At 61.6% G+C, this 14760-nt stretch carries 12 protein-coding genes and 2 pseudogenes; 13 read left to right on the forward strand and 1 reads right to left on the reverse strand.

Annotation, left to right across the window (positions count from 1 at the left end; genetic code table 11):
* From zapE to ACQ7C1_RS20805, 13 genes and pseudogenes are all read left to right on the forward strand, one after another.
* Nucleotides 1-1164 (forward strand): cell division protein ZapE, encoded by a 1164-nt coding sequence (gene zapE / locus ACQ7C1_RS20745; RefSeq protein WP_430959635.1) that lies wholly within the window; start codon nucleotides 1-3, stop codon nucleotides 1162-1164.
* 176 nt (nucleotides 1165-1340) lie between these two features.
* The gene (gene mdh / locus ACQ7C1_RS20750) at nucleotides 1341-2303 is read left to right on the forward strand and encodes a malate dehydrogenase (RefSeq protein WP_004679265.1); all 963 of its coding nucleotides are present in this window, start codon (nucleotides 1341-1343) and stop codon (nucleotides 2301-2303) included.
* A gap of 34 nt (nucleotides 2304-2337) precedes the next feature.
* Entirely contained in the window at nucleotides 2338-3531 is a 1194-nt protein-coding gene (sucC, locus tag ACQ7C1_RS20755; protein ID WP_085779704.1) for an ADP-forming succinate--CoA ligase subunit beta, read from the forward strand.
* A gap of 19 nt (nucleotides 3532-3550) precedes the next feature.
* On the forward strand, nucleotides 3551-4453 hold the full coding sequence (sucD, locus tag ACQ7C1_RS20760) for a succinate--CoA ligase subunit alpha (protein WP_430959636.1): 903 nt from the start codon (nucleotides 3551-3553) through the stop codon (nucleotides 4451-4453).
* Between the two features lie 168 nt (nucleotides 4454-4621).
* Nucleotides 4622-7606, forward strand: a complete 2985-nt coding sequence (locus ACQ7C1_RS20765; protein ID WP_430959637.1) for a 2-oxoglutarate dehydrogenase E1 component — start codon at nucleotides 4622-4624, stop codon at nucleotides 7604-7606.
* Nucleotides 7607-7621: 15 nt separating this feature from the next.
* A complete protein-coding gene (locus tag ACQ7C1_RS20770) occupies nucleotides 7622-7930 on the forward strand; it encodes a YciI family protein (RefSeq protein ID WP_085779703.1) in 309 nt (102 codons plus the stop codon).
* Nucleotides 7931-7969: 39 nt separating this feature from the next.
* Nucleotides 7970-9229 carry a 2-oxoglutarate dehydrogenase complex dihydrolipoyllysine-residue succinyltransferase gene (gene odhB, locus ACQ7C1_RS20775; protein ID WP_097598163.1) on the forward strand — a complete coding sequence of 420 codons (1260 nt, stop codon included), beginning with the start codon at nucleotides 7970-7972 and terminating at the stop codon, nucleotides 9227-9229.
* Nucleotides 9230-9240: 11 nt separating this feature from the next.
* Entirely contained in the window at nucleotides 9241-9990 is a 750-nt protein-coding gene (locus tag ACQ7C1_RS20780; protein WP_097598162.1) for a DUF4241 domain-containing protein, read from the forward strand.
* Entirely contained in the window at nucleotides 9987-10517 is a 531-nt protein-coding gene (locus ACQ7C1_RS20785; protein WP_097598161.1) for a hypothetical protein, read from the forward strand. The genes ACQ7C1_RS20780 and ACQ7C1_RS20785 overlap by 4 nt, the downstream gene beginning before the upstream one ends.
* Nucleotides 10514-11265 (forward strand): annotated as a pseudogene (locus ACQ7C1_RS20790) (SDR family oxidoreductase). Before ACQ7C1_RS20785 ends, ACQ7C1_RS20790 begins: the two are co-directional and overlap by 4 nt.
* Before the next feature lie 17 nt (nucleotides 11266-11282).
* Nucleotides 11283-11513 (forward strand): annotated as a pseudogene (locus ACQ7C1_RS20795) (LysE family translocator); the annotation flags it as partial.
* Nucleotides 11514-11537: 24 nt separating this feature from the next.
* Nucleotides 11538-12944, forward strand: coding sequence for a dihydrolipoyl dehydrogenase (gene lpdA, locus ACQ7C1_RS20800; RefSeq protein ID WP_430959638.1), 1407 nt, complete (start codon nucleotides 11538-11540; stop codon nucleotides 12942-12944).
* A 101-nt stretch (nucleotides 12945-13045) separates the two neighbouring features.
* A complete protein-coding gene (locus ACQ7C1_RS20805) occupies nucleotides 13046-13546 on the forward strand; it encodes a cytochrome b (protein WP_430959639.1) in 501 nt (166 codons plus the stop codon).
* Nucleotides 13547-13558: 12 nt separating this feature from the next.
* Here the strand turns inward: ACQ7C1_RS20805 and ACQ7C1_RS20810 are convergent, their stop codons facing one another.
* The gene (locus ACQ7C1_RS20810; RefSeq protein WP_430959679.1) at nucleotides 13559-14635 is read right to left on the reverse strand and encodes a TraB/GumN family protein; all 1077 of its coding nucleotides are present in this window, start codon (nucleotides 14633-14635) and stop codon (nucleotides 13559-13561) included.
* Nucleotides 14636-14760: the final 125 nt, after the last annotated feature.

Genomic DNA, 14760 nt, shown 5'->3' on the forward strand with positions numbered 1-14760 from the left:
ATGCAGCCAATGCCAGATTATACGCTCAGCGTTTGCGAACAGCTTAAATCGCTGACGCTTGCCGGTGCGTTGCAGGTCGATTCCGCCCAGATGGAGGTGGCCAAAAGCCTGGATCGGGTGCTTGCCGGGCTGAAGCAACTGCGGCCGGCGGCCAAAACGAGCGCGCTCGGTTGGCTGTTTGCCAAGAAGAAGAAAGCCGCCGACGGCATCAAGGGACTCTATATTCACGGCAGCGTCGGACGCGGTAAGACCATGTTGATGGACATGTTCTTTGCCATGGCGCCGTGCAGGAAGAAGCGCCGGGCGCATTTCCATGAATTTATGGCGGATGTTCACAACCGTATCGCGGCACATCGGCTGAAGCTCAAGAACGGCGAGACGAAGCAGGCCGATCCGATGCCGCCGGTCGCCGCAGCCCTCTACGATGAAGCGGAACTGCTCTGCTTCGATGAATTCACCGTCACCGACATTGCCGATGCGATGATCCTGTCGCGGCTGTTTTCCGAACTCTTCGCGCGGGGATGCGTGCTGGTGGCGACCTCGAATGTCGAACCGGACAATCTCTACAAGGATGGGCTCAATCGCGGCCTGTTCCTGCCCTTCCTCGCTCTGCTCAAGCAGCATGTCGATGTCGTCACACTGGATTCGCCGACCGACTACCGGATGGAGAAGCTGAATAGCCTGCCGGTCTATCTCGTGCCGCTCAGCGAACATAATGACATGGCGATGGAGGCGTCCTGGACGCAGGCGCTGCATGGGCGCAAGGCGCAGCCGCTCGATATACCGATGAAGGGGCGCTCCATCCACGTGCCGCTTGCCGCCGACCGCATGGCGCGCTTCTCTTTCGCCGATCTCTGCGACAAGCCGCTCGGGGCCGCCGACTTCCTGGCCATCGCCGAACGCTTCGATATGGTCTTCCTCGATCACGTTCCCTTGCTCGGGCCGGAGAAGCGGAACCAGATCAAGCGTTTCATCATTCTGGTCGATACGCTCTACGATCATGCCGTGCGGCTTTACATATCGGCAGCGGCGATGCCGGAGGACTTGCTCGTCAACCGTCGTGGCACCGAGAGCTTTGAATTCGATCGCGCGGCATCACGCCTGTTCGAGATGCGGAGCGCGGAATATCTTGCGCTGCACCATAAGAAACGCGCCGCAGAGTAACAATGCGGTGACAAAATATCTTACGTTTACGTAAGAATTTTAGTATCTAAACGATTGAAAATGCTGCATCAAAATTAATGGATTGCCATTTTTAGCCTTTGGGTCTATGCGAGTGCGTCATTGGGCGGTGCCTTCAAGCGTCGTTCGACGAATTTGATCGCAAAGGAAACAGCGAAATGGCGCGTAACAAGATCGCACTCATTGGTTCTGGCATGATTGGTGGCACGCTGGCGCATCTGGCCGGCCTGAAGGAACTGGGCGACATCGTCCTCTTCGACATCGCCGACGGCATCCCCCAGGGCAAGGGCCTCGACATCGCACAGTCCTCGCCGGTCGAAGGCTTCGACGCCAATCTGACCGGCGCCAGCGACTATTCGGCGATCGAAGGCGCCGACGTCTGCATCGTCACCGCCGGCGTCCCGCGCAAGCCGGGCATGAGCCGCGACGATCTTCTCGGCATCAACCTCAAGGTCATGGAGCAGGTCGGCGCCGGCATCAAGAAGTATGCCCCGAACGCCTTTGTGATCTGCATCACCAACCCGCTCGATGCCATGGTCTGGGCGCTGCAGAAGTTTTCCGGCCTTCCGGCCAACAAAGTCGTCGGCATGGCAGGTGTTCTCGACTCCTCGCGCTTCCGCCTCTTCCTCGCCAAGGAATTCAACGTCTCCGTTCAGGACGTCACGGCCTTCGTTCTCGGCGGCCACGGCGACACGATGGTGCCGCTCGCCCGCTACTCGACGGTCGGCGGCATTCCGCTCACCGACCTCGTCACCATGGGCTGGGTCACCAAGGAGCGCCTCGAAGAGATCATCCAGCGCACCCGTGACGGCGGCGCCGAGATCGTCGGCCTGCTGAAGACCGGATCAGCCTATTATGCGCCGGCTGCCTCGGCGATCGAAATGGCCGAATCCTATCTCAAAGACAAGAAGCGCGTCCTGCCTTGCGCGGCCCATCTGACCGGCCAATACGGCGTCAAGGACATGTATGTCGGCGTTCCCACCGTCATCGGCGCCGGCGGCGTCGAGCGCGTCATCGAGATCGATCTCAACAAGACTGAGAAGGAAGCCTTCGACAAGTCGGTGGCCGCTGTCGCCGGTCTGTGCGAAGCCTGCATCAACATCGCGCCTGCCCTGAAGTAATCGGCGCTGAAGTAATCGAAACAGGGATAGACCCATGAACATTCATGAATATCAGGCCAAGGCTCTGCTGAAGGGCTATGGCGCGCCGGTTGCCGAGGGTGTGGCAATTCTCAAGGTCGAAGAAGCCGAGGCGGCCGCCAAGTCGCTTCCCGGCCCGCTTTACGTGGTCAAGAGCCAGATCCATGCGGGCGGCCGCGGCAAGGGCAAGTTCAAGGAGCTGTCGCCGGAAGCCAAGGGCGGCGTACGTCTCGCCAAGTCGATCGAAGACGTCGTTGCCAACGTCAAGGAGATGCTCGGCAACACGTTGGTGACCGCGCAGACCGGCGAAGCCGGCAAGCAGGTCAACCGTCTCTACATCGAAGACGGCGCCGACATCGAACGCGAACTCTACTGCTCGCTGCTGGTCGACCGTTCGGTCGGTAAGGTCGCCTTCGTCGTTTCCACCGAAGGCGGCATGGACATCGAGGCCGTCGCGCACGATACGCCTGAAAAGATCCAGACGATCGCCATCGATCCGGAAGCCGGCGTGACGACTGCCGACGTCGCCAAGATATCCGCCGCTCTCAAGCTCGAAGGTGCTGCCGCAGAAGACGCCAAGTCGCTCTTCCCGCTGCTCTACAAGGCCTTCAACGAGAAGGACATGTCGCTTCTCGAAATCAATCCGCTGATCGTCATGAAGAATGGCCATCTGCGCGTTCTTGACGCCAAGATGTCCTTCGACGGCAACGCGCTCTTCCGTCACGACGACGTCCGGGCGCTGCGCGACGAGACCGAAGAAGACGCCAAGGAAATCGAGGCTTCCAAGTGGGACCTCGCTTACGTCGCGCTCGACGGCAATATCGGCTGCATGGTCAACGGCGCGGGCCTCGCCATGGCAACGATGGATATCATCAAGCTGTACGGCAAGGAGCCGGCCAATTTTTGCGACGTCGGTGGCGGCGCCGGCAAGGAGAAGGTCGCTGCGGCCTTCAAGATCATCACCGCAGACCCGAAGGTCGAGGGCATTCTCGTCAACATCTTCGGCGGTATCATGAAGTGCGACGTCATCGCTGAAGGCGTCATTGCCGCGGTCAAGGAAGTCGGTCTCAAGGTTCCGCTCGTCGTGCGCCTTGAAGGCACCAATGTCGAGCTCGGCAAGAAGATCCTGAACGAGTCGGGTCTCGCGATCACGGCGGCTGACGACTTGGACGATGCGGCCAAGAAGATCGTCGCGGCGATCAACGGCTAATTTTGAGGGATCGGAAAGAATGTCTATTCTCGTCAATAAAGACACCAAGGTCCTCGTTCAGGGTCTGACCGGCAAGACCGGCACGTTCCACACCGAACAGGCGCTCGCTTATTACGGCATCCAGATGGTCGGCGGCATCCACCCGAAGAAGGGTGGTGAAACCTGGACCGGCGCAAAGGGCGAAAGCCTGCCGATCTTCGCGACCGTTGCCGAGGGCAAGGAAAAGACCGGCGCCGATGCGACCGTCATCTATGTTCCGCCGGCGGGCGCTGCCGATGCCATCATCGAAGCGATCGACGCCGAGATACCGTTCATCACTTGCATTACCGAAGGCATTCCGGTCATGGACATGGTGCGCGTGAAGGCTCGCCTCGACCGCTCCAAGTCGCGCCTGCTTGGGCCGAACTGCCCGGGCATCCTGACGCCGGAAGAATGCAAGATCGGCATCATGCCGGGCTCGATCTTCCGCAAGGGTTCGGTCGGCATCGTGTCCCGCTCGGGCACGCTGACCTATGAAGCCGTCTTCCAGACCTCCAACGAAGGCCTCGGCCAGACGACGGCCGTCGGCATCGGCGGCGACCCGGTCAAGGGCACCGAGTTCATTGATGTGCTCGAGATGTTCCTCGCCGACGAAGCCACGACTTCGATCATCATGATCGGCGAAATCGGCGGCTCCGCCGAAGAAGACGCAGCCCAGTTCCTGAAGGACGAGGCCAAGAAGGGCCGCAAGAAGCCGATGGCCGGCTTCATCGCAGGCCGTACGGCACCGAAGGGCCGCACCATGGGCCATGCCGGCGCCGTGGTATCCGGCGGCAAGGGCGACGCTGAATCGAAGATCGCGGCGATGGAATCGGCTGGCATCAAGGTGTCTCCGTCTCCGGCCCGCCTCGGCAAGACGCTGGTGGAAGTCCTGAAGGGCTGAAGCCGCCTATAGACCGGGCGGAGGAACGGCATCTGCGCCTTCCGCCCGGCTTGGATACGAGAGCAGCAGATGCGCCGCGGACAGGCGGCGATCGGAATGCGGCAGCCGGCGATCGATCCGGCAAAATCATCAAAGTCAGGAGGCGGACGGAAGCGTTCGCATATCACCATGGCACGGCAAGAAGCCAACGAGCAGTTTCAGATCACCTCGTTTCTGGATGGCGCCAATGCGGCCTATATCGAGCAGCTCTATGGGCGCTACGAAGAGGATCCGGCGTCGGTCGACGATCAATGGCGCGCCTTCTTCAAGGCGCTGGAAGACGATCCTGCCGATGTGAAAAAGGCGGCAAAGGGAGCTTCCTGGCGTAGAAAGAACTGGCCTCTGGCAGCCGGCGGCGATCTGGTGTCGGCTCTCGACGGCGACTGGGGCATCGTCGAGAAGGTGATCGAGACGAAGGTTAAGGCCAAGGCCGCAGCCGAGGGCAAGCCTGCCGACAGCACCGACGTGCTGCAGGCGACGCGCGATTCCGTCCGCGCCATCATGATGATCCGCGCCTACCGCATGCGCGGCCACCTGCACGCCAAGCTTGACCCGCTCGGAATCGCCGCCACCGTCGATGATTATCGCGAGCTGTCGCCGGAAAATTATGGCTTCACATCAGCCGATTACGACCGCAAGATCTTCATCGACAACGTGCTCGGCCTGGAATACGCGACCATCCGCGAAATGATCGAGATCCTCGAGCGCACCTACTGCTCGACACTCGGCGTCGAATTCATGCATATCTCCAACCCGGAAGAGAAGGCGTGGATCCAGGAGCGCATCGAAGGCCCGGACAAGGGCGTGGCCTTCACGCCTGAGGGCAAGAAGGCGATCCTTTCGAAACTCGTCGAAGCCGAAGGCTACGAACAGTTCCTCGACGTCAAGTTCAAGGGCACCAAGCGCTTCGGCCTGGATGGCGGCGAATCGCTGATCCCGGCTCTGGAGCAGATCCTGAAGCGCGGCGGTCATCTCGGCCTGAAGGAAGCCGTGTTCGGCATGGCCCATCGCGGCCGCCTCAACGTGCTCTCGCAGGTCATGGGCAAGCCGCACCGCGCCATCTTCCACGAATTCAAAGGCGGTTCCTACGCACCCGATGAAGTCGAAGGCTCGGGCGACGTCAAGTACCATCTCGGTGCATCCTCCGACCGCGAATTCGACGGCAACAAGGTACACGTGTCGCTGACGGCGAACCCGTCGCATCTCGAAATCGTCGATCCTGTCGTGATGGGCAAGGCTCGCGCCAAGCAGGACATGAGCGCTACGGTGTGGGAAGGCGACATCATTCCGCTTTCCGAACGCGCCAAGGTTCTGCCGCTGCTGATCCATGGCGATGCGGCCTTCGCCGGCCAGGGCGTCATTGCCGAAATCCTCGGTCTTTCCGGTCTGCGCGGCCACCGTGTTGCCGGCACCATGCACGTCATCATCAATAACCAGATCGGCTTCACCACCAATCCGGCCTTCTCGCGCTCGTCGCCCTATCCGTCCGACGTCGCCAAGATGATCGAAGCACCGATCCTGCACGTCAACGGCGACGATCCGGAAGCGGTCGTCTACGCAGCCAAGATCGCGACCGAATTCCGCATGAAGTTCCACAAGCCTGTGGTACTCGACATGTTCTGCTATCGCCGCTACGGCCACAATGAAGGCGACGAGCCGTCCTTCACGCAGCCGAAGATGTACAAGGTGATCCGCGGCCACAAGACCGTGCTGCAGCTCTATGCGGCCCGCCTGGTCGCCGAGGGACTGGTTACCGAAGGCGAAGTCGAGAAGATGAAGGCCGACTGGCGCGCGCATCTCGAGCAGGAGTTCGACGCCGGCCAGCACTACAAGCCGAATAAGGCCGACTGGCTGGATGGCGAGTGGTCGGGCCTGCGCACGGCCGACAATGCCGACGAACAGCGCCGCGGCAAGACCGCGGTGCCGATGAAGACGCTGAAGGAGATCGGCCGCAAGCTCTCGGAAATCCCGGCAGGCTTCAATGCGCACCGCACGATCCAGCGTTTCATGGAAAACCGGGCCAACATGATCGCCACCGGCGAGGGCCTCGACTGGGCGATGGCCGAAGCGCTCGCCTTTGGCGCGCTCTGCCTGGAAGGCCACAAGATCCGTCTGTCCGGTCAGGATTGCGAACGCGGCACCTTCTCGCAGCGTCACTCGGTTCTCTACGATCAGGAGACCGAGGAACGCTACATTCCGCTCGCCAATCTTTCGCCGACGCAGGCCCGCTACGAAGTCATCAATTCGATGCTTTCGGAAGAGGCCGTGCTCGGCTTCGAATACGGCTACTCGCTCGCCCGCCCGAATGCGCTGACGCTCTGGGAAGCGCAGTTCGGCGATTTCGCCAACGGCGCGCAGGTGGTCTTCGACCAGTTCATCTCCTCGGGCGAACGCAAGTGGCTGCGCATGTCCGGCCTCGTGTGCCTGTTGCCGCACGGCTATGAAGGTCAGGGTCCGGAGCACTCCTCGGCTCGCCTGGAACGCTTCCTGCAGCTCTGCGCGGAAGACAACATGCAGGTCGCCAATGTCACGACGCCGGCGAACTATTTCCACATCCTGCGCCGGCAGCTGAAGCGCGACTTCCGCAAGCCGCTGATCCTGATGACGCCGAAGTCGCTGCTGCGCCACAAGCGAGCGGTCTCGACACTTGCCGAACTGGCCGGTGAATCCGCCTTCCACCGCCTGCTGTGGGATGATGCCGAGGTGATCAAGGACGGCCCGATCAAGCTGCAGAAGGACAACAAGATCCGCCGCGTCGTCATGTGCTCCGGCAAGGTCTATTACGATCTTCTCGAAGAGCGTGAAAAACGCGGCATCGACGACATCTATCTCCTGCGCGTCGAGCAGCTCTATCCGTTCCCGGCAAAGGCGCTGATCAACGAGCTGTCGCGCTTCCGCAATGCCGAGATGGTCTGGTGCCAGGAAGAGCCGAAGAACATGGGCGCATGGTCGTTCATCGACCCGTTCCTCGAATGGGTGCTCGCCCATATCGATGCGAAATACCAGCGCGTCCGCTATACCGGCCGTCCGGCCGCCGCCTCGCCGGCGACGGGCCTGATGTCGAAGCATCTGTCTCAGCTCGCCGCATTCCTCGAGGATGCATTGGGCGGCTAAATCAAGGGGGGCGCAATGGCTTACTTCTTTCTGAGACTGCTGCCGCCGCGCCCCACTTTTCCGCACGACGGGACGGGGGAGGAAATGGCGGCGATGAAACGCCACGTCGAATATTGGCATCGGCAGGCCCTTGCGGGATCGGCAATTGTCGTCGGTCCCGTGTTCGAGGGTCAAGGCGCCTTCGGCATGGCAGTCGTCGAAGTCGAGGATCAGGCGGCGGCACAAGCGCTTGCCGACGGCGATCCCATCATCGCTTCCGGTCTCGGTTTCCGTTTCGATATCCTGCCGATGCCCTCGATCATTTTGCGGCCGCCCGCCGTCTGAAACGCATAAACGAAAACACACGAAATCAGGATTTGAACAATGGCCACAGAAATCCGCGTTCCAACTCTCGGTGAATCCGTCAGCGAGGCAACCGTCGGCACCTGGTTCAAGAAGGTCGGCGACGCCATCAAGGCTGACGAGCCGATTCTGGAGCTTGAAACCGACAAGGTGACCATCGAAGTTCCCGCGCCCGTCTCCGGCACGCTTTCGGAAATCGTCGCTGCCGCCGGCGAGACCGTCGGCCTCGGTGCGTTGCTCGGCCAGATCTCCGCAGGTGCCGGCGCCGCCGCCGCGCCGGCTGCTGCCGCACCGGCCGCCGCTCCCGCCCAGCCAGCCCCGGCTGCCGCGGCCCAGCCAGCTGCTGCTGCCGCTGCATCGTCGTCGAGTGCTTCCGTCTCCACCATGCCGCCGGCACCGGCGGCTGCGAAGATGCTGGCTGAAAGCAATCTTTCCGCCGATCAGGTCGACGGCAGTGGCAAACGTGGCCAGGTGCTGAAGGGCGATGTCATCGCCGCCGTCGCCAAGGGCATTTCCGCTCCGGCGGCCGTACCGGCAGCGGCGCCGGTTGCAGCGCGTGGCCCGTCGACGGTCGAGGATGCCTCACGCGAAGAGCGCGTGAAGATGACGCGCCTGCGCCAGACGATCGCCAAGCGCCTCAAGGACGCGCAGAACACCGCCGCCATGCTGACCACCTATAACGAGGTGGACATGAAGGCAGTCATGGACCTGCGCAACAAGTACAAGGACATTTTCGAGAAGAAGCACGGCGTCAAGCTCGGCTTCATGGGCTTCTTCACCAAGGCGGTGACGCATGCCCTGAAGGAACTGCCGGCAGTCAATGCCGAGATCGACGGCACCGACATCATCTACAAGAACTACTGCCATGTCGGCATGGCCGTCGGCACCGACAAGGGCCTCGTCGTTCCTGTTATCCGCGACGCCGACCAGATGTCGATCGCCGAAATCGAGAAGGAACTCGGCCGCCTTGCCAAGGCGGCCCGTGACGGCTCGCTTGCTATGGCCGACATGCAGGGCGGCACCTTCACCATCACCAATGGCGGCGTCTACGGTTCTCTGATGTCTTCGCCGATCCTCAATGCGCCGCAGTCCGGCATTCTCGGCATGCACAAGATCCAGGAGCGGCCGGTTGCGATCGGCGGCCAGGTGGTCATCCGTCCGATGATGTATCTGGCGCTGTCCTACGATCACCGTATCGTCGACGGCAAGGAAGCGGTCACCTTCCTCGTGCGTGTCAAGGAGAGCCTCGAAGATCCGGAACGTCTGGTTCTCGATCTCTAAGGAGCATTTCGATGCGGAACCGGGTCATGCGAGCGGCGCGCCTTCTTCTTTGCGCTGCCGCCGCGCATGCGCCGGTCTCCGCATCGGCTGCCGGCTGGGATGTCGGCAAGGCCAGCAGCAATTTCGAGTTGGTGGCGTTTGATGATGCCGAACTCTCCAGCCGGTCGATCGACGTGGTCCATATGGGCGATGTCGAGCTGACGTCGGGGCGCATTGTCGCTGCCGATCCGCTTGCTCAGCCGGATCGTCCGGCGCTGGCAAGAACGGTTGCGCCGGGTGACTATCCGGTGACGCTCTACCGGGCCTTCGGTCGCATCGCGGCGGCCAGCATGCGGTTTGCCGAGGGCAAGCCCGATCATTGGGAGCTAGCTGTCCTTCCCGGGCAGGACCCGGCGATGCTGAAGGATGACGAGATCTTCGGCTATCCCGTCGATGCCGGCATCGGCTGCTACATGGATGCCGATACGCTGGCGCTGATCGATGAGCGTGAAGCGCAGGTCCAGGCGCAGAAACCGGGCGTCGACATCAACTATTATGATGACGTGCTGGCTTCGGACCTCGATGCCAACAAGAACCACTATGCGCTGCACCGGCCGATTGCCGGCAAGAAGGGCAACGTCGCTGTGTTCTGGAGCGGCTGGGGCGACGGTGTCTATCCTGTCTTCTGGGGCCTCGACAAGGACGGTCGTCCATTGGTGCTGTTGACGGATTTTGGTGTTATCGAGAATGCCGATGGACGGCGAGAGGCGAAGGTGCAATGAGCGGGGCGATCGGGATCATGGCAGGGCGGAAAGGCGTGGCTGCAATTGCAGCTGCCGCGGTTTTCACCACTCCGGTTGCCGCGTTCGCCGCCGACTGCAAACAGGAGCACGCCGTTTACGTCGACCGTGACGGCGCCTACGAACTGCGTTTTACACCGCTGAATTCTCCCTCGGCTGCCGCCAGCAACCAGTTCAAGGTCAATGCGCTCGAGGCATCCGTCGTCATGGAAGGCTACGTGATGCCATCGGAAGATCCGGTGCGGGCGATCGGCATCCTGATGTTCAACTGCCCGGAGGGAGACGCGACGGGCGCCGACCTCGATGCATGCACCGTCTGGCAGGGCGCCGTCTACGGTATGAATGCCCAGGGCGAGATGGACAATCTGCAGCCGGAGGGCGCGGCGGCGGCCGAAAAGCTCGTGCTTCCCGGCCTTGGTCCCGCCATTCGTGAATCGAGCGCCTGGGGCGAGGGCAAGGCTTCAGTGGCGCCGTGGGACGTGCTGACTTTCAAGGAGTGTGCGACATGAGTGATGCACCTGTTGTTCTCGTGACCGGCGGCAGCCGGGGTATTGGCGCCGCGGTCTGCCGGCTCGCCGCGCGCCAGGGCTGGCGCGTCGCCGTGAATTACGCCTCCAGCCGACAGGCGGCGGAGGCTGTCGTTGCGGCGATCACCGAGGCCGGCGGCGAGGCCGTGGCGATCCAGGGCGATGTCGGCAAGGCTGCCGATATCGCCGCGATGTTTGCGGCGGTCGACCGTCATTTCGGCCGGCTCGACGGGCTGGTCAACAATGCCGGCATTGTCGATTATCCGCAGCGGGTCGATGAGATGTCGATGGAGCGGGTCGAAAGGATGCTGCGCGTCAATGTGACCGGCTCCATCTGTGCGCGGGAGAGGCCGTTCGCCGCATGTCGAGCCGTCATAGTGGGCGGGGCGGCGCGATTGTCAATGTTTCGTCGATGGCGGCAATCCTCGGCTCGGCCACACAGTATGTCGATTATGCGGCTTCGAAGGCGGCGATCGATACCTTCACCATCGGGCTCGCGCGTGAGGTCGCAGCCGAAGGTATTCGTGTGAATGCCGTCAGACCCGGTATCATCGAAACCGATCTGCATGCTTCGGGCGGACTGCCGGACCGGGCCCGCGAAATGGCGCCGTCGGTCCCGATGCAGCGTCCAGGCACAGCCGAGGAGGTGGCAGACGCTATCCTCTATCTTCTTTCTCCTTCCGCCTCCTATGTCACCGGCGCGATCCTCAACGTGAGCGGCGGCCGCTAGAAAGACGGGTAAGAAACAGCATGCAGTATACACTCGTGCATCACGATACGCCTGTCCTTATCCAGTTTTTCCTACGGCATCGGCCTGGCGACGGCGCTGGTCGCCTTGTTTGCCGGCGTCTTCTATTTCTTCACGGTCAGGCGATCCGTGACCGCTTCATCGCCAGCGGCAAATGGTTCAACCGCATCACCGGAGCGGCACTCGTCGCCTTCGGCTTCCGCCTGGCGCTGTCGCGCGCAGTCGACTAAACGATAAATTCAAAGGGAAAAGCAATGTCTTATGATGTGATCATTATCGGAACCGGCCCGGGCGGCTATGTCTGCGCCGTCAAGGCAGCCCAGCTCGGCCTCAAGGTCGCCGTCGTCGAAAAGCGCGCGACTTATGGCGGCACCTGCCTGAACGTCGGCTGCATTCCGTCGAAGGCGCTGCTCCATGCTTCCGAAATGTTCCATCAGGCCGGCCACGGATTAAGCGCGCTTGGCATCGACGTGCCGGCGCCGACGCTCAACCTCGGCAACATGATGGCGCACAAGGACGCGACGGTGAAGTCGAATGTCGACGGCGTCGCCTTCCTCTTCAAAAAGAACAAGATCGACCCTTTCCAGGGTACCGGCAAGATCGTTTCGGCCGGCAAGGTTTCCGTCACCGCCAAGGATGGAACGGCGCAGGAGATCGAGGGCAAGAACATCGTCATCGCCACCGGCTCCGACGTCGCCGGAATTCCCGGCGTGCAGGTCGAGATCGATGAAAAGACCATCATTTCCTCCACCGGCGGCATCGCACTGGAAAAGGTGCCGGAAACGTTGATCGTCGTCGGCGGCGGCGTCATCGGCCTCGAACTCGGCTCGGTCTGGTCGCGTCTCGGCGCCAAGGTCACCGTCGTCGAATATCTCGACACCATCCTCGGCGGCATGGACGGCGAAGTCTCCAAGCAGTTCCAGCGCATGCTTGCCAAGCAGGGCATCGATTTCAACCTCAGTGCCAAGGTCACCGGCGTCGAGAAGGGCGGCAAGGGCGCCAAGGTCACATTCGAGCCGGTCAAGGGCGGTGACGCGGTGACGCTCGACGCCGAAGTCGTGCTGATCGCCACCGGCCGTAAGCCCTATACCGCAGGCCTCGGCCTGGAAGAGGCAGGTGTCGTGCTCGATAATCGCGGCCGCGTCGAGATCGACGGTCACTTCAAGACCAATGTCGCCGGCATCTATGCGATCGGCGACGTGGTGAAGGGTCCGATGCTGGCGCACAAGGCGGAAGACGAGGGTGTGGCGCTCGCCGAAATCCTCGCCGGTCAGCATGGCCACGTCAATTATGAGGTCATTCCGAGCGTCGTCTATACCCAGCCGGAGGTCGCCTCGGTCGGTAAGACCGAGGAGGAACTGAAGGCGGCGGGCATCGCTTACAAGGTGGGCAAATTTCCGTTCACCGCAAACGGCCGCGCCCGCGCAATGCTGGCGACCGACGGCTTCGTCAAGATCCTCGCGGACAAGGAGACCGATCGCGTGCTCGGCGGCCATATCGTCGGCTTCGGTGCCGGCGAGATGATCCACGAGATCGCCGTGCTGATGGAATTCGGCGGCTCATCGGAAGATCTCGGTCGGACCTGCCATGCACATCCGACGATGTCCGAAGCGGTCAAGGAGGCTGCACTCGCGACTTTCTTCAAGCCGATCCATATGTAATCTTACATCTTCGTAATGAAGCGCGCAGCCGCTTGCCGAGAGGCAAGCGGCTGTTTTAGTTGTCTCATATCGCAAAGTTCGAGCATCGGGGGAGATCAGGAATGCAGCAGCCGTCCATCCTGAGTTACAGTCTCAGCCAACGTTTCCTCCACTGGGCCGTGGCGCTGCTGATCTTCTTCAATCTGCTGTTTCCCGACGGGATGAATATCTGGCACCGCCTCGTTCGCAGGGGCGAGGTTCCGACGCCCGAGCAGATTGCCTCGGCGAATATTCACGCCTACGTCGGCATCGCCATTCTGCTGCTTGCCGTCCTCAGGCTCTGTCTGCGTTTTATGCAGGGTGTGCCGTCTGAGGTTTCGCAGGAGCCGGCGATCTTTCATCTAGGGGCAAAGCTCGTCCATGCGGGGCTTTATATCCTGCTCTTCGTGCTGCCGCTTTCCGGCATCGCCGCTTACTATTTCGGCATCAAGCCCGCCGGTTTCGTTCACGCGGATGTCTTGAAGGTCATTCTTTGGGGGCTGATCGCCGCCCACGTCGCCGGCGCGCTCGTCCATCAGTTCTATTGGAAGAGCAATGTGCTGCGCCGCATGACGCTCGGCTGACCGAAAACGAGTTCAGTTCACGGCGGTAACGGTGAAGCCCTGCTTGCGCAGCAATTCGATGACGCCGCCCTCGCCGGGCAGATGCAGGGCGCCGACGGCCATGAAGACGTTGCCACCGTCAAGAATGGGTGCGGCGCGCTCTGCCATGACCTTGTTTCGATCGAGGATGACCCGCTGTTCGAAGGCAGCATAGTCGCTGCTTTCTCCTTCGTTCTCCGGCGTCACTGTCTTCAGGATCGGCATGGTCATGCCGATATCGCCGGAGAGGTAGAGATCGGTCATCGTTTCGACGACATCATTCATTTTTGCTCCGAGTTCCAGCGTCTCGATCAGCGACTTCATATGGAATTCGACCGGCAGATCGGCCATGGCCTGGATCTGATCGGCAAGGGTTTCCAGCCCCTTGACCTGCTTGCCTTCAGCAACGGCGTCGCTGGCAATTTTCTGGTCGAGAAACTGCACGCCTCTGGCCTTGCGTGCGAGTTCGCAGGCCGGAAGGGCGACGGCGCTGGCGATCATCCATGGCCGCATGCGGGAGACGGCGGTGAGGGGGATGCCGCGCTGCTTGAGGCCGGCTTCCAGGCGCTTGTAATCCTCGGCAGAGAGCAGCTTATCGATCGTCGTGCCGTCGGTGAACATCGTCAGTTCCGGCCGCGCGAGCAGGGCGGCGGTTGCCTTGCGTTCATCGAGGATCTCGTCGGATTCGATGATGATCGTATTGGCTGCGTCGTGGGCGGCCTGGGCGCGCGGTGGCAGAGCAAGCACACGGGGATCGGTCACATGCATGCTGCCGAGCAGCCATGAGGGGGCAAGTCCAGGCTTTTCGATCTTCCAGAAGATGCCCTTGCCGTTCGGCGTTGCCTCGGCTTCCTTGACCGCCTCGGCATATCGGGCGGGGTCGCTCTGCTGCAAGTCGACCATCAGATTGCGGCCGGTGCAGGCAGCGTCTTCGGCCGCCGCCGGCCTTGCGGCCAGGAGGGCGACAAACAGGGCTGCTACAAGCAGCATGTGGAAGGCCGCAATCAGCCAGAGCAGCAGATTGCCGGGTGCTGCGAGGAAAAAAGCCCGGCGGCTGATCGAAGTCGTCATCATGGTATTCCCCACATGCCCAATCGCTTCTGCTCTACGCTCGGCTTACGCATAATCCTTTAAGAGAATGCGTTAACGAAAACTTAGCGCATCGCATCGAGCCGAATTCATGGGCGCTGAGCGTG

It is taken from the genome of Rhizobium sp. Nf11,1 (genome assembly GCF_050587665.1).
Lineage (GTDB): Bacteria > Pseudomonadota > Alphaproteobacteria > Rhizobiales > Rhizobiaceae > Rhizobium.